Raw genomic sequence first — 24889 nt, forward strand, 5'->3', positions numbered from 1 at the left:
AAAGTCTGACATTGGACCAAAGTCTAGGCTAAACCTCAATTTAAGGATCGATATGTTTCGTTGGTTTGAAAGCCGGTTAAATCCATTTCCCGAAGATAAAGTAGAGCAACCACCGCAAACCCTGGTGAAATTCTGCCTGTATTATAGCCGTGGCGCTTGGCCTTATATCATTGCGGCTGGGCTGCTGATGATGTTGATTGCGCTAACTGAAGTTTGGCTGTTTAGTTTTATCGGTAATATTGTCGATTGGCTGGCTGAGCAGAATCGAGAAACCTTTGTGCAGGAGCAATTCTGGGGGCTCACCGGGATGGCTTTGGTGGTGATGTTGGGCTTGCCCATGCTGGTCATTTTGCACTCCTTAATTACCTATCAGTCGCTATTAGGTAATTATCCCATGCGTATTCGCTGGTTAGTGCACAAGTATTTGCTTAATCAGTCCCTCACTTTTTACCAAGACGAGTTTGCCGGACGCATTGCCACCAAAGTGATGCAAACAGCACTCGCAGTGCGCGAGTGCGTGATCAAACTGTTCGACGTACTGAATTATGTTACCGTGTATTTTATTGGTACCGTTGCCATTATTGCTAGTGCGGACTGGCGCTTGGCGGCACCGCTGGTGGTTTGGGTGGTGTTATACGGTTTGCTATTACGCTTTTTTGTGCCGCGCCTGGGCAAAGTAGCTGCTGCCCAAGCAGATGCGCGCTCAATCATGACGGGTCGCATTGTTGATAGTTATACCAACATCCAAACGGTGAAGTTATTTTCACATGCGGAGCGCGAATTAGAGTTTGCCAAAGACGGTATGGCGGGGTTTCTTGGCACAGTGCATCGACAAATGCGCTGGGTGACCAAGCTTTATACCTGTCTTTACCTGCTTAACTCAACGCTGTTATTTGCGGTCGGTTTTTTAGCCATTTCGCTTTGGGTAGACAATCAGATCAGTGTGGGTGCCATTGCAGTTGCTTTGAGTTTGGTACTGCGCTTATGGGGCATGAGCCAATGGATTATGTGGGAGATTTCCGCATTGTTTGAGAATATTGGGACAGTGCAGGATGGCATCAAGACCGTTTCGGTACCGCAAGATATTCTCGACATAGAGGGCGCGGTGCCGCTTCATGTTACCCAAGGAAGTATTGAATTTGATCAGGTAAGTTTTAATTATCATAGCGATAAACCGGTTTTACATGATTTGAGCTTACACATCGCTGCCGGTGAGAAAATTGGCTTGGTAGGACGTTCGGGTGCCGGTAAATCAACCTTAGTTAACTTGTTGCTGCGGTTTTATGAGGTAAATCAAGGGGCGATTCGGATTGATGGTCAGAATATTGCTGAGGTGACGCAAACTAGTTTACGTCAGCACATCGGCATGGTTACTCAAGATACCTCGTTATTGCACCGTTCGGTACGCGGTAATATTAGTTATGGTCGCCCCGATGCTACCGATGCGATGATTGAAGAAGCCATCCACAAAGCCGAAGCCGATACTTTTATTGATGAGTTAGAGGATGCCGAAGGGCGTCGTGGTTTGGCTGCTCATGTTGGCGAGCGTGGGGTTAAATTGTCAGGCGGACAACGGCAGCGGGTAGCTATTGCCCGCGTGATGCTTAAAGATGCGCCGATTTTAATTCTGGATGAAGCCACCTCGGCATTAGACTCAGAAGTTGAGGCGGCCATTCAAGAGAATTTATATCGCTTGATGGAAGGTAAAACTGTGATTGCTATTGCCCATCGGTTATCAACTATAGCCGCAATGGATCGCTTGGTAGTTATGGATCAAGGCCGAATTGTAGAGCAAGGAACTCATGAGCAACTCTTGCAGCTGGGCGGTATTTATGCCCAATTATGGGCGCGCCAATCAGGCGGCTTTATTCCCGAAGAATAATAGGCACTATGACAGCTATTTTTGCAAAATTTAAAGCGATTTGGATGTCCGAGTTGGTTCGTCGATACGAGCTCGAACACGGCTTTCAGCGCGATGCTGTGATTGAGCAGCAGGCTCGGCAACAGCGGCAGCTCAGTCAGCAAGTGTTGCTGCGTGGACAACTCTGGGCAGAGCGACTCGGGCTTACGCAGCACTTGCAACGGTGGCACCAACTGCGGCGGGTGATTGCGATCAGCTTGAGTTTGTTGGCAGTACTCATTGGCTTGGCGCAAGTGCAGGCAACGCTAGCCTTGCCAAGTCCAATCTCCTTGCTATTTGCCTTGGTGCTATTACTCGGAATGAATAGTGTCATGTTACTGCTGTGGCTGGTGCTGAGCCTACTGCAGGGGGTACGGCGACCAGCCAGCACACAGGCTAGCGGCACCAGTATTTTGCGGCTATCGATGTGGTTGATGCAGCGCCTAGGTCGGCGGCCGCAACATCAGCAGTATCAAACAGCCCTGTGGTCGGTTGCTCAGCGCAATAAAATGATTGCGCCGGGCACCGCTATGCTCAGCCATGGCTACTGGCTCTTGGTGATGTTGGCCACCTGGTTATTTTTGTTTGTGAGCTTAAGCACCAATGTTTATCAGTTTACTTGGGCTAGTACCATCTGGCCGGCGGCGACGGTTTCTAGCTGGGCTGAAGTGATAGGTTGGGGCCCCAGCTGGTGGGGAGTTAGCGCTCCTAGCTATGCAGATTTAGGCCCAGCTAGTGCTGATGCCACGAATCAACTGGCAGCCGGCCGCTGGCTACTTATGTGCGTGTTTAGCTACGGTATTGTGCCGCGGTTGTTGTTTCTGATTGCTGCTATGCTGCTGCTAGGCTGGCGGGCGTGGCGGGCCCAACTTGATTTACAAGCACCTGGTATGGCAACCGTAGTGCAGGGCTTAAAACCTCGCGCCCAAGCCGTGGTGATTGATGCAGATACCCAATCGCCAACGAATTCCCCAGTTACGGTAACCATGGCTAGTTCAGCACAACACCAGCGTATGGAGCCGCCGCAATTAACTGCTGATAGCTTAACCGTGAGCCTGGATTTTGAATTAGACCATGCGTGGTTAGCACAACAGCAAACTGCAGCATCGGTTGGTTTTTATGGTGTTGTTGCCAGCGGTCTAGAAAAACGCCGGTTATTAGCTCACCTACATGCGCACCCACCGCAGCAATTATGGGTGCGGGTTAATAGTGAACTAAGCCCAGACCGTACCACGCTTAAATTGTTACGAGAGATGATGGCATATGTTGCTCATCTAGAAGTACTACTGATCACAGCGAGTGAGCATGCTAGTGCCGAACAACAACAGCGCCTGCAGCATTGGCAGCAGCTGTTAGCTCAACAGGAGATACCATGGCGACTCGTTTAACGGCGTTACAATTGGCCGTAGTGGGGCATACCAATACGGGCAAAACCTCGTTATTGCGTACACTTTTGCATGACAGCCAATTTGGTGAAGTAGCTAGCCGCCCAAGTACCACTCGTGACGTGCTTACCATGGCGATTGGGAATGCTGAGCAGGTGTTGGTTGAGCTCTATGATACTCCGGGGCTAGAAGCTGGTAGTGACTTATTTGAGAGTTTAAGCCTAAGCGATGCCGAATTTAGACACGATGGCGCCAAACAAATACACCAGTTTCTAAATTCTACCTTAGCCGAAACAGAATTTGCGCAAGAAGCCAAAGTACTACGACAACTGCTTAAAAGTGACGCTGCGCTCTATGTGATTGATGTGCGTGATCCTGTGTTGCCAAAATACCAAGATGAATTAGCCGTATTGATGCGCTGCGGTAAACCGCTACTACCTGTGCTTAACTTTACCGCAACTACCGCAGGCTACAGCAACGCCTGGCAACAAGCATTAGCGCAGGTGAATTTACATAGTTTTATTGAGTTTGATGCGGTGAGCCCACCTGAGGGCGGTGAAGCCGAATTATTAACGCGCTTAAAGTTAGTGGTGAAAGGCTTTGATCAGCAGCTAAACCTACTTATTGAGCACCGTGAGCAGCAACGGCAGCAACGTCTGCACCAGGGGCTACAGCAGATCGCTGAATTACTGACTGATGTAGCTGCACTGCAACATCTGGTGAGTGCGGAGCTCGATAGTAGCGCTCTGCAGGAGGTTTTAGCTAAGGTACAGCGTCAAGTTACCGAACGCGAGCGTCGATGTGTGCAAGACTTACTAGCTTTGTATGAGTTCAACTTAGATGTCGTGGCTCTCGATAACTTAGATATTAGCACCGGTCACTGGCACGATGATCTGTTCGATACTGAGACCTTGGCTGAGTTTGGCATCAAAGCCGGCTTAGGTGTAGGCAGTGGGGCGGCCGTGGGGGCTGGTTTTGATCTCTTGGTCGGCGGTGCCAGTTTAGGCGCAGGAACCTTGTTAGGCGCCACGATCGGTGGTTTGTGGCAAGGCTGGCAACACTACGGCAAGCAACTGAAACATAAGCTACAAGGGCAACATCAACTGATTGTTGAAGATCCTATAATCTTACTATTAGCCGTGCGCCAACTGCAGTTGTTGCAGCAATTGAGCTTGCGCGGACACGGGGCGACAAACACCTTATTACTCAGCAGTGATAACAGCCAGCGTGAACAAGAGTTAAGTAAACTAAAATCTTTGTTTAAAGGAGCGCGAAAAAATCCGCAATGGTCAACTTTAGCGCAAGAACATTTTATCAATGAGCCAGAACGTGCTACATATATAGACAAGTTAGTTGCACAATTAACGAGATAATTTTATCAACTCAAGTGTTATGTGTTGGATAACCAACGTAGAGTGAACCAACCCAGTTGGTAACAGAGGCACAGGGGTTGGTTATTTATGGGGTAATTATTTCTAGCTTAGGGATATCATCATTGCCAGACCAAGGATTGCACGTAACAACAAAGGACCAAGGTAAATCCCCACCGCCTTACACGAATGCATTGTCTCTATTAAGCCGCCGAGTGATTATTGGCGTTTTAATAACGGGGATTATCGCTAGCACCAGTACCTTAATTCCGCTGTTTTTTTATTTGGATAAAACAGAAGATCGGCAGGATTTAGCTTATGCTTCTGCACAAGCTCTTGCTGTAGAGCAACAACTTACTCATTATGAACAGATAGCTCAACAGTTTGCGAGTCGCTCACAGATACGTCAGCGTTTGGCTTTGTATTTGGACCAGCAACTTGCGCTAGCTCAAGTACAACAAGAGACAGCCGCGCGGCTGGCACATGCTGTCGATTTTATTCCAACCCTAGTGGGGGTGATAAGAATTGCAGCTAATGGCACCGAGATTGCTCGAGTTGCAGGTGAATCAGGCACCACCAGCCTATTAAAGCAGGTGAATCAAAGCCAATTAAATCTACATAGAACGGACTACATCAACCTCTCTGGGCATATTTATATCAGTGTAGTAGCCCCTATTATAAGCCTTAATAATGAAATCATTGGTCATGATGTGTTGCTATTCGACCAAACTGAGATCATTGATATTTTAGAGTACTTGAATAAATTTGATGCAACCACTGAATTTAGTTTACTGCATTTAACCCGCAAAGTTGAGCTTCACTTTAGTTTGACTCCTATAGCCACTGCCGCATCAACTGAATTTAACGCGAATGTGCGCGAGCTGATTAATTCTGAAGCAGTTACAGTTGCCCATGCTTTAGTAGGCCAGCAACCTCAACTTCATAGCGGCGTATTCCATAATTTACAACATCGTCACTTTTATATTCCACTCAGCGAGTCTAATTGGGGCTTGTGGGTAACACAGCCAGAAACGTCATTGCGTGAAGAGCTCTTGGTTGAGCTGCTCTGGGTAAGTGGCATAATTTTCTTGATTGTGGCGATAGGGTAGGCGCCTATTTATTAAAATTATACATGCGACCCATTATCCAGCAGCAGCAACTACAGCAGCAGCAACTACAGGCACTCAATCGGCAGCTCCAGCTAGCTGGGATGGTGTTTGAAAAGACTCATGAAGCTATTGTCATTACGGATGTGGACTTACGTATTAAGAGAGCTAATCAAGCTTTTTTGAATTTGCTTAACCTGAGCAGCAAAGAGATAAAGCAGCATTCTTTGAGTGATTTTATTGATAGCAACAAAGTCTCTCTGCGGCTTACCGAAACCGTTCGTAAACATTTACAACAACAGGATGGCTGGCAAGGCGAACTCTGGTATCGCACTGCAAAAGGCGAACCCATTGCTGCTTTGCAAACGATCACAGCGGTGCGCAATCAAGAACGCACGGTCACACAGCTTATCCATATCTTTAATGATGTAACAGCAGACCTGTTAGCGGTGGAAAACATCAAACAACAGGCCCTAACAGACCCCTTAACTGGATTACCTAACCGAGCTGCTATCAACCATCAGATTACGGTGCTGTTACACAATGCACCGACACACCTAGCCGTGTTGTTTTTAGATTTGGATAAATTCAAGCCTATTAATGACACCTATGGTCACGATGTAGGGGACCAATTGTTACGTTGTATTGGACCAAGAATTAAGGCGCAACTGCGCCATCATGACGTGGTGGCGCGCATTGGTGGCGATGAGTTTGTGATTGTTCTTAATGCGCTCACTGAGCCTAAAGATGCCGAGGCTATTGCTCAGAAGCTGGTGCTCGCATTACAGCAGCCCTTTGTGCTCGAGCAGCATACGGTCACTGTTGGAGCATCGGTTGGGATAGCGCTTTATCCTGAGCATGGTGAAGACTACGAAACCTTGCTCAATAAAGCCGATAATGCCATGTATCGTGCAAAAGAAAGTGGCCGCAATAGGTATTGCGTGGCGGAATGACAAGCAGCTAGGGCCGTTTGCCCCTCCACGAGCCCCTCGTATACCAACATTTCACGGGCCTAAAAAAAAAGGGTTTAAGCGTTAGCCTAAACCCTTGTTTTATTTGATTTTTTGGTCGGCGTGATAGGATTTGAACCTACGACCCCTGACACCCCATGACAGTGCGCTACCAAGCTGCGCCACACGCCGACCGAGGGCGTTATATTACTGATAAATTCAACTTTAGCAAGCTCTGCACCGTTCAACTGCGGGTTATTTAATCAATTGCAGCCGTGTTATTATTACTGAAGCGTTTGAGCTTGCGAATACCGTCTACAAGAATAGGGGTTGCCGGAACCACCCCAGATAAAGGTTCATAAGTATCGTTGGCAAAGGTTCGAATATTAGCATCAGCTTCGATCACCGACGTCATCTGTTCTTGATAGATGACTAAATCAGTACCGTAGCTCGTCATCAATGGCAGTTTTCTCACTTTCTCGGTCATATTCACGCCCACCGAGTAACTTGCGGCTTCGTTCGCGCAGCGCATGTAGCTGTGCAACACCGAGGGCATAATATCCGATAGTAACACCAAGGGTTGAGCTTGCCATGACAGGTTTGAACTGATCAACAAAGGCACCTGCAGGTTGTTGATGGCATAAGTCTCAGTGCCACTAGATACTGCTGGCGTTAGCCCCACAATAATGAGCTGTAGTTGTTGGTTCTGTACCTCAGTGAGTGCGATCTTAACCTGGGCTACTAATTCCGCCCATTGATCTTGGCGATAATAGAGCAGCTCGAGGCTTGCGTTAGGGTTATTTGAGGTGATGTCCGCAAGTGCAAATTCGTCATCGGCACGAAGCTCAATGCCGTAGCTCTCTAAGACGGTTAAGTAGGCCGGTGGGGTGTTGGCTTGCTGCACCGCGCGTTGATACAAATCGGGTAAGCCATAAGTTAACTCAAACAGTGCCGCGCTGACATGGGTTTGTCCGAGTACCGGCGTGGTAACGCTACTAAACTCGCGTAAACTAGCAGCTTTTACTGGGCTACTGGAAAGCTCCATAAGCTTAGCTGCTTGGCTGCTCGTCAGCTTATCCACGGCAATTAACAAGGTGTCGTTAGGGTTGCTCTGGCGCGAACACATCAGCTCGTTAAGCGGGTATTGCAGACTGATATCAGCCCGAGTGCGGATCAGATTCTGGGTAATGGCTTGGCGCTCTTCCACCAACAAGCCGTGCTTACTCATTAAGGTTTTTGCGGTAGTTGGATAAGATAACGGAAACATATCATCTTGTTTAGTTATCGGAGTGTAAAACACCGCATCTGCCCACACGTGAATACTATGACTTGCTAAAAAACAGGCGACAAAGATGCTAGCAAAGGTTGGTCCCCAATGCTTTTGTTGTAATGAATCTAAGCGCTTCCAAGCGATATTAGACAGGCCTAGCTCAAAGACCAACAACACCACAAAAATAAGTAGCATGCCTAAGAGAATTAAAAAACTAGCGCCGGCAAAAGCTGATTCAGCATCGCTTGCCAATTGACTGAGTGAATAGGTATTTAAATGGTAGCCGTATTGGCGATAAAACAAAGCATCAGCAACTAAAGCGATCAAGCCAAAACTAGCAACTAACGTGGCGATGCCTCGAAGCACCCGTGATATCGGAATAAAAATACAGAACGGAAAAATCAGAATGATAAAAACAATAAAGGGTAAAAAGGCAAAATGGCCAAGCCAATTTACTATCAGGTAGATAACGCCAAGCGCAGATCCTGGCGCAGCAGATGCTTCTATATATAAAGTACCAATAGCTAATACTAAAAGAATATTAAAAAACGTAAACCAATGGCCCCAGCTTATTAAGCGAGCTATTTTGTCTCTGCGTTGTTTACGTTGCTTCATAGTAAGCTCTAGCGATTATTGTTTATTAGATGCGAGTGATTGTAACAGCACTTTACCAAATTGTTCAGCAATCTTATGCGTATCGTCGGGGTGATAACGAGCTTGAATGGTATTGCTAACGGCGTTCCCTAAGGTCATTAAAATAAGATCCGTAGGCGCTTGGTGTTGACTGAATACGGCTAACACGTCGTCGAGTAATTGCTGTTGTTGGTCGGCGTTGTATTTGGACACAATAGGCATAGTTTTTTGTCTCAATCTGATAGAATAGCGTCATCTTACCACAGGCACTGCAACAGAATACAAGGGTGACCATGTACGCAGAAGTAAAACATAGCATTATTCATCAGTTTTATACCAATGACGGCCAAATTGGACTGCGCGTAGCTCCAGCAACTTTACCGATTAACGATGAAGTTAGTCTCTTACTGACCGAGTTAACCGATGTATACCAAGCCAAGCCAAGCAAGGGGTACGCTAGATTTTTAAGCGCCAATGATGAGGATGCCGAGCCGCATCAGCTTAGTGAGTTTCCGCACTTACTTACGGGGTGGTTAGGTCAACAACTAGAATTTGTCGATTTTTCGCAGCAAGCCGCTAAAATTTTGCACCAGCAATTGCAGCATTACGGCATCTTAGAGGCTGGCTTTTTATTGATGGCGAGCTATACCGACCGCGGTGAAGATTATCTCGTGGTGGCTTTTTTGCCGTTTCAAGATGGCGTTACCATAGCCCCCGATTTATCGGTTGACCGTTCGTCGCAATTAGCTATCAGCAAAGTGCAATTAGCTGCCACTATTAATATCAGTGAGTGGCAGCAAGAACCGGATTCAGTCACTTACATTTCTTTTATTAAGGGACGAGTGGGGCGCAAAGTTTCAGACTTTTTCTTGGACTTTTTGGGCTGTGCCGAGGCTGCCAACCCAAAGAAACAATCGCAACACTTGGTTGAAAGTGTGCAAAAGTTCGTTCAAGAGTCGCAATTAGCTGCTGAGCAGGCAAGTCAAGTTCGTCAATCGGTGTACGACATCTGTTACAATCAATGGCAACAAGGCGAACCGGTGCGCGTTAAGGACTTGTCCGAACAGCTGCAGGCTCAAGTGCCATTGGAGCGCAGTTTTGCTGATTTTGCAGGTAGCCAAGAGCAAGCTTTGCCCGAGGAAGTTTTAACGGATCGATCCACCTTACGAAAACTGGTTAAATTTCAAGGGCAAGGTGGCGGTTTGAGTGTTGGTTTTGAACAAACTCTGTTGAATGAACGGGTTAAGTATGACCCCCACACAGATACCTTAACCATACATGGCACACCACCTAACTTACGCGATCAACTGCGGCGGTATTTTGGTATTGATAGTTAAAAAAACGCCGGCGAAAGCCGGCGTTTGTGAAGGTTTCATTATCTAACCACGGCAGGGCTATTTACCTTGAACGGGAATGATATTGGTTGCGTGTAAACCTTTAGGGCCCTGTTCTAGTTGGAATTCAACATCTTGGCCAGCTTTCAGAGTGCGGTATCCATCCATTTCAATGGTTGAATAATGCGCGAAGATATCACCTTCGCGATCTTCCGCCTCGATAAAGCCAAACCCTTTAGAGTTATTGAACCACTTCACTTTACCGGTTGCCATACTTCTACTTCCTTTATTCTGCATTTAAGATTTAGTTATTGTTAGAATGGCATCGTGAAAAAAGAAACCAGTATGCATAAGCGCAGGTCTTGAATTTCTTTTTTGTTAACGCCATGTTTTACAATAGGTGACTTTTGCGGATAGTCAAGGCGTTTTTTGTCTAATTAGTAACCGAACAGCTTATTTTTTTAAAGTTAAGCCATTTTTTGAATTTAATACTATATATAAGAGAAAGGGTTATCGATGAGTCATCCAAATCATCATCACCAGGGTGAAGTGCATACTGAAGACAAGCAGGCGTTAAAGCCACCACCCATGTATAAAGTGGTTTTACACAATGATGACTACACTCCGATGGATTTTGTGGTAGAAGTATTAATCAAGTTTTTTCGGATGGACCAGGAGCGAGCTACCGACACCATGCTGACCATTCATTACAAAGGTCGAGCCGTTTGCGGTATTTATTCAGCCGAGATAGCTGAAACGAAAGTTGCGCAGGTAAATCACTATTCGCGCGAACATCAACATCCGTTGTTATGTGGCATGGAACTAGCCTAAGCATAAGAATGTTGGGTTGTTTGGGTATAAGGAGTTGATATGTTGAACAAAGCTTTAGAAGTAACACTCAACGATGCATTTCGCTTAGCACGAGATTATCGGCATGAGTTAATGACCGTTGAACATTTACTCCTAGCATTATTGGATAATCCTGAAGCCAGCAAAGCGTTGCGCGCATGCGGTTTGGATTTCACCAAGTTTAGGCTTGAGTTATTAGGCTATGTAGAGCGCACTACGCCGAGTTTTGACGATGATAGCGCGGATACCGAGACCCAACCTACCTTAGGCTTTCAGCGGGTGTTGCAACGAGCTGTGTTTCATGTGCAATCGGCTGGTAATAGCGAAGTGACCGGTGCTAACGTTTTGGTCGCCATTTTTGGTGAGCAAGAATCTCATGGTGTGTACCTCCTGAACAAACACGACATTACGCGCCTCGATTTGGTGCATTATTTATCTCATGGACTGACTAAACTAGAGGATGAAGCTAACAACCAAAGCGATGAGCACGGCGCTAGCGAAGCCCTTGATAATCATACCGATGAAGAACAGAGCTTTCTCAGCCGCTTTTGCAGCAACTTAAACCAACGTGCCAAAGATGGTCGTATTGACCCTTTGATTGGCCGTGAGTATGAAGTGGAACGGTGTGTTCAAGTGCTATGTCGTCGGCGCAAGAATAACCCCTTGTTGGTGGGTGAAGCTGGCGTAGGCAAAACGGCTATTGCGGAAGGCTTGGCCTACCGCATTGTGCATCATGAAGTACCGGACGTGATGGCTGATGCCGTGATCTATTCCCTTGATATGGGCGGCTTGCTAGGGGGCACCAAGTATCGCGGTGATTTTGAAAAGCGCTTTAAACAATTACTCAAAGAGCTAGCCGGGCAAACTAATGCGATTCTTTTTATTGACGAAATTCATACCATTATTGGCGCCGGTGCTGCCAGTGGTGGGGTGCTAGATGCCTCAAACCTGCTCAAACCGTTGCTCTCAAACGGCGAGCTAAAATGCATAGGCTCTACGACTTATAGTGAATTTAAAAATATTTTTGAAAAAGATCGGGCATTAGTACGTCGGTTTCAGAAAATTGATGTCAGCGAACCATCGGTGGAAGATACCACCCGCATTCTAATGGGGCTGAAAGAACGTTACGAAGAGCACCATCAAATTCGTTATACCCAACCGGCCATCAAAGCGGCTGCTGAATTAGCCGCACGTTACATTAACGACCGCCAGTTGCCAGATAAAGCTATCGATGTGCTTGATGAAGCGGGTGCCAGCCAACGGCTGTTACCTCCGTCAAAACGCAAGAAAACCATAGGCGTTGGCGATATTGAGGCGATTGTGGCTAAGATTGCCCGTATTCCAGAGCAATCGGTGTCTCGTTCAGACCAACATATTCTGAAAAATCTCGATCGAAACCTGAAGCTGGTGGTGTTTGGGCAAGACCAAGCTATTGACCAATTAACCGCAGCTATTCGACTGTCACGATCGGGCTTGGGGCATGAACAAAAACCGATTGGTTCGTTTTTGTTTGCCGGGCCAACGGGTGTTGGTAAAACTGAAGTCACGCAGCAGCTAGCTAAGGCCATGGGCATTGAGTTCTTGCGTTTCGACATGTCTGAATACATGGAACGCCATGCCGTTAGCCGGTTAATTGGTGCACCGCCGGGCTATGTAGGGTTCGAGCAAGGTGGGCTGCTGACAGATGCGGTGATAAAACATCCGCATGCGGTGTTACTGTTAGATGAAATAGAGAAAGCTCATAGCGATATCTACAACATCTTATTGCAGGTGATGGATCACGGCACCCTTACTGATAATAACGGCCGTAAAGCGGACTTTAGGAACGTTATTGTGGTGATGACCACCAATGCTGGCGTGCAAGAAACCGTACGTCAAAGTATTGGTTTTCAGCAACAAGATCATGCTCCTGATGCCATGCAAGAAATCAACCGAACCTTTTCGCCGGAATTTCGTAATCGCCTCGATAGCATCGTTTGGTTTAACCATTTGAATACCGAAGTGATTGAACAAGTCGTCGACAAGTTTATTTGTGAGCTGCAAGTGCAGTTAGACAAAAAACAAGTGTCGCTGACTTTAGATCAAGCAGCGGTGAAATGGTTAGCAGCAAAAGGCTATGATAAAGCGATGGGCGCGCGGACGATGGCTCGTGTCATTCAGGAATATCTGAAAAAGCCATTAGCTAACGAAATCCTGTTCGGCCGTTTAAGCAATGGTGGGGCAGTGGCTGTTAGTACGAAAAATGGCGAGTTAGACCTCGCCATTAGTGAGCGCGAAACCACCCCGAGTTCTGCTAGTTAGCAGGGCTCGGTGGTGCTATTAACGAGCGCGGAAGACGATCCGACCTTTGGTTAGGTCATACGGGGTAAGCTGCACCGTGACAGTGTCACCCGTTAAAATGCGGATATAGTGCTTGCGCATTTTGCCAGAAATATGCGCAGTCACCACGTGACCATTTTCTAGCTCAACACGGAACATAGTGTTAGGTAGGGTATCTAGTACCGTACCTTGCATTTCAATACTGTCTTCTTTTGCCATTCAAATCCTCGATATTTTATCGTTTATATATGCGTTGCAGGGAATGATGAAGGTGGTTAAGAGGTTAACCGCTCGCGCTGATGACATCCCCGTGCGAAAAGTGGCCAGAATTTTAGCCGCTTTTGACAATAAATGCCACTGATAATGCCGTTTAGCCGTGATTTAAAGCTGAGCTTGCTGCCAAAATTGCTTGACGCTTGCCCGTTGCGGCTGTGCAAGTTCAGTTAAATAAGGCGCCCGGGCGAGTTCAAAGGCACCTAAGGAAGCTGTGTGTGGATTCATAATCTGTGCATCAATATAGCTGCCACCAGCTGCAAAAAATGCCTGCGCAAAACGCAGCAGCGCAAATTTACTCGCGTTCGTGACCCTTTGAAACATGCTTTCTGCACAAAAAAGATTGTTGACGGCAACGCCGTATAAGCCGCCGACCAACTGACCTTGTTGCCATACCTCAATGGCGTGGGCGTGGCCTAATTGGTGCAGTTGCTGATAAGCCGCGATCATTTCTGGATGAATCCAGACCCCACGTTCAGCTTGTGCGTGTACCTCAGCACAAGCTTGGATCACCCCGGCAAAATCCTGATTGATGGTGACCTGCAAGTTCGTAGAGCGGATAAATCGACGCATCGAGCGACTGACGTGGAGGGAGTTTGGACTAAACACACAGCGCGGATCCGGGCTCCACCACAACAAAGGGTCGTCCTCGCCAAACCACGGAAAGATACCTTGTTGGTAAGCTGCGATTAAACGAGCGGGGGCAAGATCACCACCAATGGCGAGCAAGCCGTTAGGATCAGCTAGAGCAAAACGTGGCGATGGAAACCAGATAGAATCGCTTGCAAGATGTGCAATCACGTTTTGCCCTAGTCGTCTTCAACTAAACTTAGGCTTTGGTTAAGCCATCTAAATAACGTTCTGCGTCTAGCGCCGCCATACAGCCCGTGCCTGCCGAGGTAATGGCTTGACGATAAATATGATCCATCACATCACCGGCCGCAAAGACGCCAGGTACGCTGGTAGCAGTGGCATTACCGTGGGTACCCGATTGCACGCTGATGTAACCGTCTTGCATGTCTAACTGATCGGCAAAAATACCTGTGTTTGGCTGATGGCCGATGGCAATAAAGCAGCCCATAGCCTCAATCTCACTCAAGGCACCGGTTTGAGTGTCTTTTACGCGCACTCCAGTAACGCCCATATCATCACCTAGGACTTCGTCGAGGGTCTTATGTAAATGCAAGGTCACGTTACCGTTGGCTGCTTTTTCCATTAACCGATCGACCAAGATTTTCTCAGCACGGAAGCTATCGCGACGATGGATAACATGAACTTCGCTAGCAATGTTAGCAAGATACAAAGCTTCTTCAACGGCAGTATTACCACCACCAACAACGACAACTTTCTGATTACGATAGAAGAAACCATCGCAGGTTGCGCAAGCAGAAACACCTTTACCCATAAAAGCTTGTTCTGATTCTAGGCCTAGGTATTTAGCTGACGCGCCAGTAGCTACAATCACCGCATCGGCAGTGTATTCGCCGCTATCACCGAATAACTTGAGCGGCTTCGTAGAAAAATCAACGCTATTAATGGTGTCAAAAATGATTTCTGTATTAAATTTTTCCGCGTGCTGCTGCATCCGCACCATCAAATCAGGACCTGTTAAACCTTCAGGATCACCTGGCCAATTCTCTACTTCGGTGGTGGTGGTTAATTGTCCACCTTGTTGTAAACCTGTCACTAGCACTGGGTTTAAATTGGCTCGTGCTGCATAAACCGCAGCGGTATAACCGGCTGGGCCAGAACCCAAAATGAGAAGACGACAATGTTTGGCTGTAGCCATGAAAAATGTACTCCGTTATGCGTTCAAATTATTTCTTAGGTATATGGCCTGATTGTAGAGTTTGCAACCCTAAGAAACAAGAGACCCGCAGGGTTTTCACGCTGCGGGTCTTGGCTTAATAGGTTGACAAAAGGTGAAATTTAACCAGCAACCGCCTGTTGTGGGTCTAGGTATTCCAGCCCTAATTGCGCACCTAAATCGTCGTGAATCGCTTTATAGGTGATTTTACCTTGATGCATATTCAAACCGTTCAGCAGGTGTGGATCATTCGCTAATGCTTGCAGACCTTTATTAGCTAATGCCAAACCAAATGGCAAGGTAGCATTGTTCAGGGCAATGGTGGACGTACGAGCAACGCCACCTGGCATGTTAGCCACACAATAGTGAATCACATCTTCAACCACATAGGTTGGATCTTGATGGGTCGTTGCTTTAGAGGTTTCAAAACAGCCTCCTTGGTCGATTGCTACGTCGACAACCACTGAACCTGGCTTCATGTTTTTCAGGTGTTCACGGGTTAATAACTTAGGCGCTGCGGCTCCAGGAATAAGTACCGCACCAATCACTAAATCAGCTTCACGCGAGTAGGTGTCTACCGCATCAACCGTTGAGTAGATTGTTTTCACGCGGCCAGCAAAAATGTCGTCTAACTGACGTAACCGCGGTAATGAGCGATCTAGAATAGTAACGTCAGCACCCATGCCAACAGCCATTTTAGCTGCTTGAGTACCAACCACACCGCCGCCTAAGATCAGGACTTTTGCAGGAGCTACGCCAGGCACGCCGCCAAGCAGGGTGCCGCTGCCGCCATTGGCTTTTTCAAGGTGGTGTGCACCTGCTTGAATACTCATGCGGCCAGCTACTTCACTCATCGGAGCAAGCAAAGGTAAGCCACCGTTGCGATCGGTTACAGTTTCGTAAGCGATAGCAGTTACGCCAGCTTTTGCTAACAACTCAGTTTGTACTGGGTCTGGCGCTAAGTGTAAGTAGGTATAAAGAATCTGCCCCTCACGCAATTGTTCACATTCATGTGGTTGCGGTTCTTTGACCTTGATAATCATTTCAGCCTTGGCAAAGATATCTTTTGGGTCAGCAACAATAGTGGCACCGGCTTGCTCGTAATCTTCGTTGGTAAAACCAATCGCTAAGCCGCCATTTTGCTCAACCATAACTTGATGGCCATGAGCAACATACTCGCGCACTGCAGCGGGGGTTAAGCCAATGCGGTATTCGTGGTTTTTAATCTCTTTTGGTACACCGATAAGCATGGAACAAGCCTCTTTGGTTGATTCTGTAAAACAATGGATAATGGCGGGCATTATAGTAGAAAGCAGGGGTGTGTTTCGTACTTTTTTTGACGCAGAAATTAGTGTATAAATAGCATTAATATGCGCTAAATAGAGAAAAACAATGTTTAGTCCGGAAGTTCCAATAGAAATCACGTTCGACCGTATCGATCGGCGGATTCTACGCATCTTGCAAGCTGAGGGGCGTATTAGTAACGTGCATTTAGCCCAGCGGGTGGGGCTTAGCCCAACGGCTTGCAGCGAGCGGGTGCGTAAACTTGAGCGAGAAGGCGTCATTGAAAGCTATCATGCTCGGATTAATCCCGCTAAATTAGGGGCTAACTTAATGGTATTTGTAGAAATTACCTTGAGTAGAACCTCATCTGATGCGTTTGCTGATTTCAGCGCTGAGGTGCAAAAAACACCGGAAATTCTAGAATGCCACTTGGTTGCCGGTGATTTTGATTTTCTGATTAAAGCACGAGTGCCAGATATGCCTTCTTATCGCAAGTTATTGGGCGAAACTATCTTAACCATGCCAGGGGTCAATGAGTCACGTACTTACGTGGTGATGGAAGAAGTTAAAGCTGATAATAAGGTCTTGATTAAAGGTTAACAAAAGAACCCTACTAAATAGCTGAATAACCCGCACAAGCACGCTACAATAGGGGATAAAATAATTATAACGCTAAGCGCAAGGATATCGATACCATGGCAAAACAGCAGCAACCGCGAGGTCTTAAATGAGCGGTGTACAACGCATGTTGGAAGTTGGCCTTATTTTATGTGGGGCCTTTGCGGTATTTTTGTTTCTGGCGTTAGCAAGCTTTCATCCGGCCGACCCTAGTTGGTCGCAAACGGGATTTGAAGGCACCATTCATAATCATGCCGGCGCCATTGGCGCATGGTTTGCCGACGCTTTGCTCTTTGCCTTGGGTTATGTTGCGTATTTAATCCCCTTTGCTCTGGCTGGTTTGGGCTATTTGATGTTTCGGCAACCCCACCGTTTACTAGAGCTAGACTATTTGGCGGTAGGATTGCGCCTGATTGGTTTAGTCCTGACGCTGATCGGTGCTTCAGCCTTAGCTTCCTTAAATTTTGCTAATATTTTTTCTTTTTCTGCCGGCGGGGTAGTGGGAAACGTTATTAGCCAATCGCTGTTACCCTATTTTAATTTGATCGGCACGACCTTATTACTGTTAACTTTTCTCTGTACCGGTTTGACCTTAGTTACCGGTGTTAGTTGGATTTGGTTAGCCGATAAGTTAGGTGAGTGGACCATTACTGCCGCATTATGGCTAGCCGCCCAAAGTCAGCGCGGCTGGGCTTGGGCGATGATGAAGTTACAAGGTCAAGCGCAACAGCGCAAGCAACAAGCGGCAGAGCGCCAAGCGGCGCAGCGCATCATTGATACAGAAGATAGCGATACCGAACATAGTGATACCGAAAATAGCAATGAGAGCGATGCTGCGCTTAATAAGAAAAGCGCTGGCACAGCTAACAAAGCAAACCGCCGAGCGATTGACTCTCCTGTTAGTGCGCGAGTAGAGCCAGAATTAGATGAAGCATTTGACTTGCCAAGTATTCAAGCCACCGATGATCTGAGCCGATTCCAACCACCGCGCGAGCCAGTACGGGTGAATTCTGACGCGACCTCTTTGAGTACTAGTAACGCTGTGCAACCAGAACCGGACACTGAGCTTTGGGCGAATACGGCAGTACCGTCAGCCGCGGATGATGATGCTAACGAAGAACCAAATCAGGGCCCGATAGATCCATTACCATCGATTGAGTTATTAGACCGTCCTAATCGCACGGGTAACCCGTTAACACCAGCTGAATTACAGCAAATCAGTGAAACCGTTGAGGCTGTATTGCAAGACTTCGGAGTGGAAGTGAAGGTTGCGAATGTTCAACCTGGCCCTGTGATCACCCGGTTTGAGCTTGATTTAGCGCCTGGTGTCAAAGTGTCTAAGATCTCAAACTTAGATAAGGATATTGCGCGCTCACTTTCGGCTATTTCGGTTCGCGTTGTCGAAGTTATTCCAGGCAAATCCTACGTCGGTTTAGAGCTTCCTAATAAATCTCGAGAAACGGTATTTTTCAGTGAAGTGATAGCCTGTGATGCTTTCCAACAAAGCCAATCTCCGCTAACCATGGTGCTAGGTAAAGGTATTTCTGGTGCGCCGGTTGTAGTTGATTTAGCTAAGATGCCGCATTTATTGGTCGCGGGTACCACCGGCTCGGGTAAATCCGTGGGTGTGAACGTAATGATTTTGAGCTTGCTGTATAAGAGCTCACCTGATGATGTCCGCTTAATCATGATCGACCCAAAAATGTTGGAGCTGTCGGTGTACGAGGGGATTCCTCACTTACTCACCGAAGTAGTCACCGACATGAAAGATGCGGCCAATGCGCTGCGTTGGTGTGTGGGAGAAATGGAGCGCCGCTACAAACTGATGTCAGCCTTGGGCGTGCGTAACTTAAAAGGTTACAATCAAAAGGTGTTAGAGGCCATTGAAGCGGGCGAACCCTTGCGCGATCCCATCTGGAAACCAGGTGACTCGATGGACGAATTACCACCTTACTTAGAGAAATTGCCAAGTATTGTGGTGGTGATTGATGAGTTTGCCGACATGATGATGATTGTTGGCAAAAAAGTAGAAGAGTTGATTGCTCGTATTGCACAAAAAGCGCGGGCAGCAGGAATTCATTTGATTCTTGCAACTCAGCGTCCGTCGGTAGACGTGATTACTGGGCTCATTAAAGCAAACATTCCTACGCGTATCGCCTTTCAGGTGCAGTCTAAAATCGATTCGCGCACCATTTTGGATCAGCCAGGTGCTGATCAGCTATTAGGGCAAGGGGATATGTTGTACTTACCGCCCGGCAGCGGAGTGCCAACGCGAGTTCACGGTGCCTTTGTGGATGACCATGAAGTACATGCGGTGGTCGCTGATTGGAAGAAACGCGGTAAACCTAATTACTTGGATGAAATTCTCAAGGGCGGCTTAGATGAAGACAACCTGTTGCCTGGCGAACAATTAGACATGGGTGATGAAGAAAGTGACCCTCTTTATGACGAAGCAGTCGCTTTTGTGACTGAAACACGTCGGGTATCCGTCTCTAGCGTGCAGCGCAAATTCAGAATTGGTTACAATCGGGCGGCACGAATTGTGGAACAAATGGAAGTAAGTGGGGTCGTTAGTAGTGCCGGCAACAATGGCCAGCGTGACGTTATTGCGCCGCGTGCTCCGCGCGATTAAGGCTTGTTAGCTAAACATTGCTATTGCTGGTCTCACTTAATAAGACAGAAGGTAAAAAATGACGTTTAAAACCCTAGTAGCTTACTCAGTTGGTATCTTTGCGTTAGCGCAGCAAGCGCTGCAGCCGGTTGCGGCCAACGATGCCGATCGTGATGCTCTGTTAGAGCGCCTAGCGCAAGTATCCACACTCGAAGCAGACTTTAGTCAGCAAGTTACCGATATGAACGGCGATTTGGTGCAGCAATTACATGGTCGCATGGCGCTCGCACGTCCTAATTATCTGTATTGGCAAACCGATGCTCCTGATGAAACCCTGATGGTCGCTGATGGCATCAATTTATGGTACTACAATCCCTTTGTTGAACAGGTTACTGTCTATCAACAAGCTGAAGCAGTGGAGCAAAGTCCGTTATTATTGTTGCTTGATGCTGATGCTACAGCTTGGGCAAATTATGACGTTAAAATGGCTGACAACAGTTTTGCGTTACAACCAAATGACCAAGCGCAGAGCCCGCAAAGTTTGCAGTTGGTGTTTGCCGGTGCGGATCTGAAGGCCCCACTGAGCCGAATCATTCTAGATGACGGGCAAGGCCAAATGAGTACCATTGAGCTAACCGACGTGAAGCTTAATGGTGCGGTCGCCAAGCAATTATTTACCTTTAAAGTGCCGGCTGGAGTAGATGTGGATGACCAACGCTAACCAGCGCTTGGCGTTCGACCCTGATTTTCGGCCATTAGCGGCACGGATGCGACCTCGGCGTTTGGCTGAGTACATCGGCCAAGAGCATTTGTTAGCGCCAGAAAAACCGCTCTATCAGGCGATCAGCAAGGGCCTGTTACACTCGATGATTTTGTGGGGGCCACCTGGTACCGGCAAAACCACCTTAGCTGAGCTGGTGGCAACCAGTGGCGCTGCCCAATTAGATAGAATCAGTGCCGTAACTGCTGGGGTGAAAGATATTCGCCAAGCCATAGAAACGGCCAAGCAGCGAGCTTTGCAACGGCAACAGCGCACGGTATTGTTTGTAGACGAAGTACATCGCTTTAATAAAAGCCAACAAGATGCCTTTTTACCTCACATAGAAGATGGCACCATCATTTTCGTGGGGGCCACCACTGAAAACCCGGCGTTCGAACTCAACAACGCGCTGCTGTCGCGGACCCGCATTTACCGGTTGCAGAGTCTGGATGAAGAGGCCATTAAAAAAGTCATCATGCAGGCCTTAACCGATCCTGAACGCGGTTTGGGTGAACGCCACTTACAGCTTAGCGACGATGCGTTACAGTATTTATTGCATGCTGCGGCTGGGGATGCACGGCGTGCCCTGAATTACTTAGAAATTAGTGCCGATGCGGCCACCGAGTCTGAACTTAGCTTAGCCTTAGTCAAGGAGGCTGTCGGTGGGCGGCAAGCAAGCTTTGATAAGCAGGGTGATGCTTATTATGAGTTGCTTTCAGCTTTGCATAAATCAGTTCGCGGCTCTTCTGCTGATGGCGCACTCTACTGGTATGCTAGGATTTTGCATGGCGGCGGCGACCCTTTGATCGTCGCCCGACGTGTCCTTGCGATTGCCTCTGAAGACATCGGTAACGCCGACCCGCGTGCGCTACAGTTGGCTTTAAATGCTTGGGATACCTTTACCCGAGTAGGCCCAGCCGAGGGCGAACGGGCGATTGCGCAAGCTTTGATTTATTGTGCCTTAGCGCCCAAGAGTAATGCTGTCTATCAAGCTTTTAACCAAGCCAAGCAACTGGCGGCAGATTATCCAGATTTAGCTGTACCTAAGCATTTAACCAATGCACCCACAGCGTTGCATAAAGCTGATGGCTACGGTGCCGATTATCGTTATGCCCATGACTATCCACAAGCGATTGTTCCGGGTGAACGTTATCTGCCCGCAGTTCTTGCCAATCAACAGCTTTATCGCCCTAACGACCGCGGCTTAGAGCAGCAACTAAAAGCTAAACTAGCGTGGTTGCGTGAACAAGATCAACGTAGCAATTGGCGACGCAGTGATGTTGACTAACTGGGTTTGGGTAGGCTTAGGCGGCGCCATCGGTGCTATGGCTCGGTATGGGGTAGGGTTACTGTTGCCACATATCCTTGGTAAAACGTTCCCTTTCGCAACACTTACCGTTAACATATTGGGGTCATTCTTGTTGGCAATGCTGCTGGTGTGGCAACAACAGCAAAGCATTCATCAGTCTTGGTGGCTCTTTCTAGGAGTCGGGTTGCTCGGTGCTTTTACTACTTTTTCAACTTTCTCGGTAGAAGTTGTGCAGCTTGCCCAACAAGGCGAACTACTTAAAGCTGCGATTCATGCAGCTGCTAATTTTATTTGTTGTCTGGCGGCAGTGCTGATAGCGCTGTGGCTAAAACCTTATTATTTAAATATCTGGGATTAACATGTTAGACGCTAAGTTTTTTCGTAGTGAATTAGAGCAAACCGCAGCTAAATTGCTAGCCACCCGAAATTTTACCATGGATGTTGCTGGCTTAGCGCAATTAGAACAACGCCGTAAAGATTTACAAGTGCGTACTGAATCACTACAGGCTGAGCGCAACGCTAGTGCCAAAGCCGTGGGTCAAGCCAAAGCCAAAGGTGAAGACATTGCGCCTTTGTTAGCTGCGGTAGATGCACTGGGTAAGGACTTAGATACGGCCAAGGCGGAGTTACAGCAAGTACAAGATGAACTGCACAGTATCATTGCTGGTATTCCTAATTTACCCGATGACTCGGTGCCGTTAGGCGCTAATGAAGACGATAACCAAGAAGTGGCGCGCTGGGGTACACCACGCCAGTTTAACTTTGTTCCGAAAGACCATGTGGATGTTGCAGTAGGTTTACAGCAGGGGATGAATTTTGAACTTGGAGCCAAACTAGCCGGTGCACGGTTTGTGGTGTTACAAGGTCAGGTTGCCCGCTTACACCGCGCCTTAACCCAGTTCATGCTTGATTTACATACCAATGAGCATGGTTACCAAGAAACTTATGTGCCCTATCTGGTGAACCATGAAACCTTGTTTGGGACCGGACAATTGCCTAAATTTGGTGAAGACTTGTTTCATGTGCAAGGAGCTACCGAGAATCAAGTACCTTTGTCTTTGATTCCGACCGCAGAAGTTCCCTTAACCAATATGTGGCGCGATGAGATTGCCGACGAAGCTCAACTGCCGCTGCAATACGTGGCTCATACTCCTTGTTTTCGTAGCGAAGCAGGGTCTCATGGGCGTGATACACGTGGCTTAATCCGTCAGCATCAGTTTGATAAAGTTGAATTAGTGTGGTTGGTTGCACCAGAGCATTCGATGACAGCTTTAGAGCAGCTCACCGCGCACGCTGAAACCGTTCTACAACGCTTAGAACTGCCGTATCGTAAAGTGCTTTTGTGCACGGGCGATATGGGCTTTGGTGCGGCTAAAACTTACGATCTAGAAGTTTGGCTACCAACCCAAGAAAAATATCGTGAGATCAGTTCTTGCTCTAATATGCAAGATTTTCAAGCTCGCAGAATGCAAGCTCGGTTCCGTCGCAAAGGTGCGAAAAAGCCTGAGTTGATGCATACCTTAAATGGTTCAGGGTTAGCGGTAGGACGTACGTTGGTGGCCTTGTTAGAAAACTACCAGCAAGCTGATGGCTCGGTAGCTATTCCAGCAGCCTTGCAGCCTTATTTAGGTGGCGCTACTGAATTGCGCTAAAGGTGACGAGTTAGCTAGCTTAATAACAACGCCAGCGAGAGCATGAATCGCTGGCGTTGTTGTTTATGGCGAAGGCTTAAATGCACTTGGCTGGTTTGGGTAAACCCGCAATTCGTGTGGCTTGTTTGGCCGGGCCTTTAGGAAACAACTTGTAAAGGTACATACTACTAGCTTTGTCTGCGCCTAGGCTCTTGCCTATGGCTTTAACCAACACTCGCATCGCAGGACTGGTATCGTACTGTTGGTAAAAATCACGGACGAAATGGACGACTTCCCAGTGGGCATCACTAAGCGCAATGCCTTCTAGCTCGGCAATATGCTCAGCTAAAGCCGGCGACCACTGGCTAAAATCAGCTAAATAGCCGTGTTGGTCGGTAGCATATTGCTGCCCCTCTAATTCGAACATGGTTGCTCCCATAAAATGACTGGCTGACATTCCAAGGTAAGTTCCACCCAGCGTTGGTCTCCAATCTGAATCACCGTGATAGGCAGCTCTAACTCCGCTAATTCAGGCTGCTGTTGGCGCAGTAGTTGAATTTCTGTATGCAGCGCTAATGGTCGTGCCGGGAGCTCATCAATGCGCTCAGGGTGATACCAGACCTCACGTAAGGCAAGTTCCGATAAGATAACTTGGCTTGCTGCAGTTAACCACTGCTGACACCAAGCTGCATCAGGCCAAGTGCGCAAAACCCATAAGGGATTGCTCGCAGCCTGAGTATCGATTGTCTCGGATAAGCCCTCAATAGCGTAGGACATGTTGAAACTCCTCTAAGCGAGCGCTCCATAGCTCGTCATCTATCACTTCTACCGTAGCTATCCAGTTGCTATTAGCGCCACCGGCAGCTAGGTATTCACTGGCTTGAATCCACACGTTAGGACAGTCAAACAGCTCCAATAATGCATATCTCTTATGCAGCGACTGGCCAGGACGTTGTTGATCTTGGTTACTCAACCATGCCTGCACCGCGGCGCCAGTTAAGATAAGCTGTGGATTAAGATCTAAACTAGCTAATGCCAACAGCATATCTTGACCATGCCAGATGGCAGGGTGGTTGATTGGACTCGTTTGAATAATAGCGAAACTCACAAGCAACCTCAGCTTAAAATTGAACGACTTTGTCGGCGGCGGCTACCGCCGTGGCAAATTCTGTTAAACCACCGTTACTGTATCCCTCAGCAAGTTGCTCGAGCTGATACTCGGTAGCGGCTACGGTATGGCAAAGCACCAAGGGAATGTGATGTTGTTGTGCAAATGCCTGCCATTGGGTCGCAATACTTTGCTCGGCGGTAGCTTGCCCATGCAATACCGCACTTTGGTAAAAGAATACTTGGCTAATACGATGGCCAGCAGTCACGGCAGCCTGAGCAAAGCGTAAAGCTAGTAAACTACGATAATGAGCTGGTTGAGCGGCATTCGGGGAAGTATGTAAGGCTAAAACAAATTGGGCCATAGCAAGAG

At 47.6% G+C, this 24889-nt stretch carries 25 protein-coding genes and 1 tRNA gene; 14 read left to right on the forward strand and 12 right to left on the reverse strand.

Features of this window, described 5'->3' with window-relative positions:
• Positions 1-52: 52 nt before the first annotated feature.
• The 5 genes from ACQ661_RS00370 to ACQ661_RS00390 all read left to right on the forward strand — a co-directional run bounded on the left by ACQ661_RS00370 (position 53) and on the right by ACQ661_RS00390 (position 6714).
• Positions 53-1882 (forward strand): ABC transporter ATP-binding protein, encoded by a 1830-nt coding sequence (locus tag ACQ661_RS00370; protein ID WP_431667308.1) that lies wholly within the window; start codon positions 53-55, stop codon positions 1880-1882.
• 8 nt (positions 1883-1890) lie between these two features.
• Positions 1891-3288, forward strand: coding sequence for a DUF2868 domain-containing protein (locus ACQ661_RS00375; protein ID WP_431667309.1), 1398 nt, complete (start codon positions 1891-1893; stop codon positions 3286-3288).
• Positions 3273-4658 (forward strand): GTPase/DUF3482 domain-containing protein, encoded by a 1386-nt coding sequence (locus ACQ661_RS00380; RefSeq protein WP_431667311.1) that lies wholly within the window; start codon positions 3273-3275, stop codon positions 4656-4658. The genes ACQ661_RS00375 and ACQ661_RS00380 overlap by 16 nt, the downstream gene beginning before the upstream one ends.
• Before the next feature lie 191 nt (positions 4659-4849).
• The gene (locus tag ACQ661_RS00385; protein ID WP_431667312.1) at positions 4850-5764 is read left to right on the forward strand and encodes a hypothetical protein; all 915 of its coding nucleotides are present in this window, start codon (positions 4850-4852) and stop codon (positions 5762-5764) included.
• Positions 5765-5787: 23 nt separating this feature from the next.
• A complete protein-coding gene (locus tag ACQ661_RS00390; protein ID WP_431667313.1) occupies positions 5788-6714 on the forward strand; it encodes a diguanylate cyclase domain-containing protein in 927 nt (308 codons plus the stop codon).
• Between the two features lie 112 nt (positions 6715-6826).
• Here ACQ661_RS00390 and ACQ661_RS00395 read toward each other — a convergent pair.
• The 3 genes from ACQ661_RS00395 to ACQ661_RS00405 form a co-directional block, all read right to left on the reverse strand.
• Positions 6827-6903, reverse strand: a tRNA-Pro gene (locus ACQ661_RS00395).
• A 67-nt stretch (positions 6904-6970) separates the two neighbouring features.
• Positions 6971-8596, reverse strand: a complete 1626-nt coding sequence (locus ACQ661_RS00400) for a DUF3413 domain-containing protein (protein WP_431667314.1) — start codon at positions 8594-8596, stop codon at positions 6971-6973.
• A gap of 15 nt (positions 8597-8611) precedes the next feature.
• Positions 8612-8836 (reverse strand): DUF1414 domain-containing protein, encoded by a 225-nt coding sequence (locus tag ACQ661_RS00405; RefSeq protein ID WP_110075029.1) that lies wholly within the window; start codon positions 8834-8836, stop codon positions 8612-8614.
• A 71-nt stretch (positions 8837-8907) separates the two neighbouring features.
• On the opposite strand from ACQ661_RS00405, the gene yejK reads away from it, so the two are divergent.
• Positions 8908-9951, forward strand: a complete 1044-nt coding sequence (gene yejK, locus ACQ661_RS00410; protein ID WP_431667315.1) for a nucleoid-associated protein YejK — start codon at positions 8908-8910, stop codon at positions 9949-9951.
• Between the two features lie 57 nt (positions 9952-10008).
• Here the strand turns inward: yejK and cspD are convergent, their stop codons facing one another.
• Positions 10009-10221, reverse strand: a complete 213-nt coding sequence (gene cspD / locus ACQ661_RS00415) for a cold shock domain-containing protein CspD (RefSeq protein WP_110075031.1) — start codon at positions 10219-10221, stop codon at positions 10009-10011.
• Positions 10222-10464: 243 nt separating this feature from the next.
• Here cspD and clpS point away from each other — a divergent pair, with 243 nt between their 5' ends.
• Positions 10465-10779, forward strand: a complete 315-nt coding sequence (gene clpS / locus ACQ661_RS00420) for an ATP-dependent Clp protease adapter ClpS (RefSeq protein WP_110075032.1) — start codon at positions 10465-10467, stop codon at positions 10777-10779.
• Between the two features lie 39 nt (positions 10780-10818).
• Positions 10819-13098: an ATP-dependent Clp protease ATP-binding subunit ClpA gene (gene clpA / locus ACQ661_RS00425; RefSeq protein WP_431667316.1), complete on the forward strand. Its 2280-nt coding sequence runs from the start codon at positions 10819-10821 to the stop codon at positions 13096-13098.
• A gap of 18 nt (positions 13099-13116) precedes the next feature.
• Here clpA and infA read toward each other — a convergent pair whose 3' ends face one another.
• The 4 genes from infA to ald all read right to left on the reverse strand — a co-directional run bounded on the left by infA (position 13117) and on the right by ald (position 16446).
• Positions 13117-13335, reverse strand: a complete 219-nt coding sequence (infA, locus tag ACQ661_RS00430) for a translation initiation factor IF-1 (RefSeq protein ID WP_008489926.1) — start codon at positions 13333-13335, stop codon at positions 13117-13119.
• 162 nt (positions 13336-13497) lie between these two features.
• Positions 13498-14190, reverse strand: coding sequence for a leucyl/phenylalanyl-tRNA--protein transferase (aat, locus tag ACQ661_RS00435; RefSeq protein WP_110075034.1), 693 nt, complete (start codon positions 14188-14190; stop codon positions 13498-13500).
• A 28-nt stretch (positions 14191-14218) separates the two neighbouring features.
• Positions 14219-15178: a thioredoxin-disulfide reductase gene (gene trxB / locus ACQ661_RS00440; RefSeq protein ID WP_110075035.1), complete on the reverse strand. Its 960-nt coding sequence runs from the start codon at positions 15176-15178 to the stop codon at positions 14219-14221.
• A gap of 140 nt (positions 15179-15318) precedes the next feature.
• Positions 15319-16446 carry an alanine dehydrogenase gene (ald, locus tag ACQ661_RS00445; RefSeq protein WP_110075036.1) on the reverse strand — a complete coding sequence of 376 codons (1128 nt, stop codon included), beginning with the start codon at positions 16444-16446 and terminating at the stop codon, positions 15319-15321.
• A gap of 142 nt (positions 16447-16588) precedes the next feature.
• Here ald and lrp point away from each other — a divergent pair, with 142 nt between their 5' ends.
• The 6 genes from lrp (at position 16589) to serS (ending at position 23430) form a co-directional block, all read left to right on the forward strand.
• A complete protein-coding gene (gene lrp, locus ACQ661_RS00450; RefSeq protein WP_431667317.1) occupies positions 16589-17080 on the forward strand; it encodes a leucine-responsive transcriptional regulator Lrp in 492 nt (163 codons plus the stop codon).
• Positions 17081-17207: 127 nt separating this feature from the next.
• Positions 17208-19730: a DNA translocase FtsK 4TM domain-containing protein gene (locus ACQ661_RS00455; RefSeq protein ID WP_431667318.1), complete on the forward strand. Its 2523-nt coding sequence runs from the start codon at positions 17208-17210 to the stop codon at positions 19728-19730.
• A 58-nt stretch (positions 19731-19788) separates the two neighbouring features.
• Positions 19789-20430 (forward strand): outer membrane lipoprotein chaperone LolA, encoded by a 642-nt coding sequence (gene lolA / locus ACQ661_RS00460; protein ID WP_431667319.1) that lies wholly within the window; start codon positions 19789-19791, stop codon positions 20428-20430.
• Complete coding sequence (locus tag ACQ661_RS00465) at positions 20417-21757, forward strand: replication-associated recombination protein A (RefSeq protein WP_431667320.1); 1341 nt, start codon at positions 20417-20419, stop codon at positions 21755-21757. The genes lolA and ACQ661_RS00465 overlap by 14 nt, the downstream gene beginning before the upstream one ends.
• Positions 21747-22136 carry a fluoride efflux transporter CrcB gene (gene crcB, locus ACQ661_RS00470; protein ID WP_110075041.1) on the forward strand — a complete coding sequence of 130 codons (390 nt, stop codon included), beginning with the start codon at positions 21747-21749 and terminating at the stop codon, positions 22134-22136. The genes ACQ661_RS00465 and crcB overlap by 11 nt, the downstream gene beginning before the upstream one ends.
• A gap of 1 nt (position 22137) precedes the next feature.
• Positions 22138-23430 carry a serine--tRNA ligase gene (gene serS / locus ACQ661_RS00475; protein WP_110075042.1) on the forward strand — a complete coding sequence of 431 codons (1293 nt, stop codon included), beginning with the start codon at positions 22138-22140 and terminating at the stop codon, positions 23428-23430.
• A gap of 76 nt (positions 23431-23506) precedes the next feature.
• On the opposite strand, the gene ACQ661_RS00480 is transcribed toward serS, so the two are convergent.
• Genes ACQ661_RS00480 through ACQ661_RS00495 form a run of 4 tightly spaced genes read right to left on the reverse strand, consistent with a single transcriptional unit; the run spans position 23507 to position 24881 of the window.
• Positions 23507-23836, reverse strand: a complete 330-nt coding sequence (locus tag ACQ661_RS00480) for a TusE/DsrC/DsvC family sulfur relay protein (RefSeq protein ID WP_110075043.1) — start codon at positions 23834-23836, stop codon at positions 23507-23509.
• Positions 23824-24186, reverse strand: coding sequence for a hypothetical protein (locus tag ACQ661_RS00485; protein ID WP_431667322.1), 363 nt, complete (start codon positions 24184-24186; stop codon positions 23824-23826). Before ACQ661_RS00485 ends, ACQ661_RS00480 begins: the two co-directional genes overlap by 13 nt.
• Positions 24170-24517 carry a hypothetical protein gene (locus tag ACQ661_RS00490; RefSeq protein WP_431667323.1) on the reverse strand — a complete coding sequence of 116 codons (348 nt, stop codon included), beginning with the start codon at positions 24515-24517 and terminating at the stop codon, positions 24170-24172. Before ACQ661_RS00490 ends, ACQ661_RS00485 begins: the two co-directional genes overlap by 17 nt.
• Before the next feature lie 13 nt (positions 24518-24530).
• Positions 24531-24881 carry a DsrE family protein gene (locus ACQ661_RS00495; RefSeq protein ID WP_110075046.1) on the reverse strand — a complete coding sequence of 117 codons (351 nt, stop codon included), beginning with the start codon at positions 24879-24881 and terminating at the stop codon, positions 24531-24533.
• Between the last annotated feature and the right edge of the window lie 8 nt (positions 24882-24889).

Origin of the sequence: Pseudidiomarina sp. WS423, from assembly GCF_050750165.1 — a bacterium.
Lineage (GTDB): Bacteria > Pseudomonadota > Gammaproteobacteria > Enterobacterales > Alteromonadaceae > Pseudidiomarina > Pseudidiomarina fusca.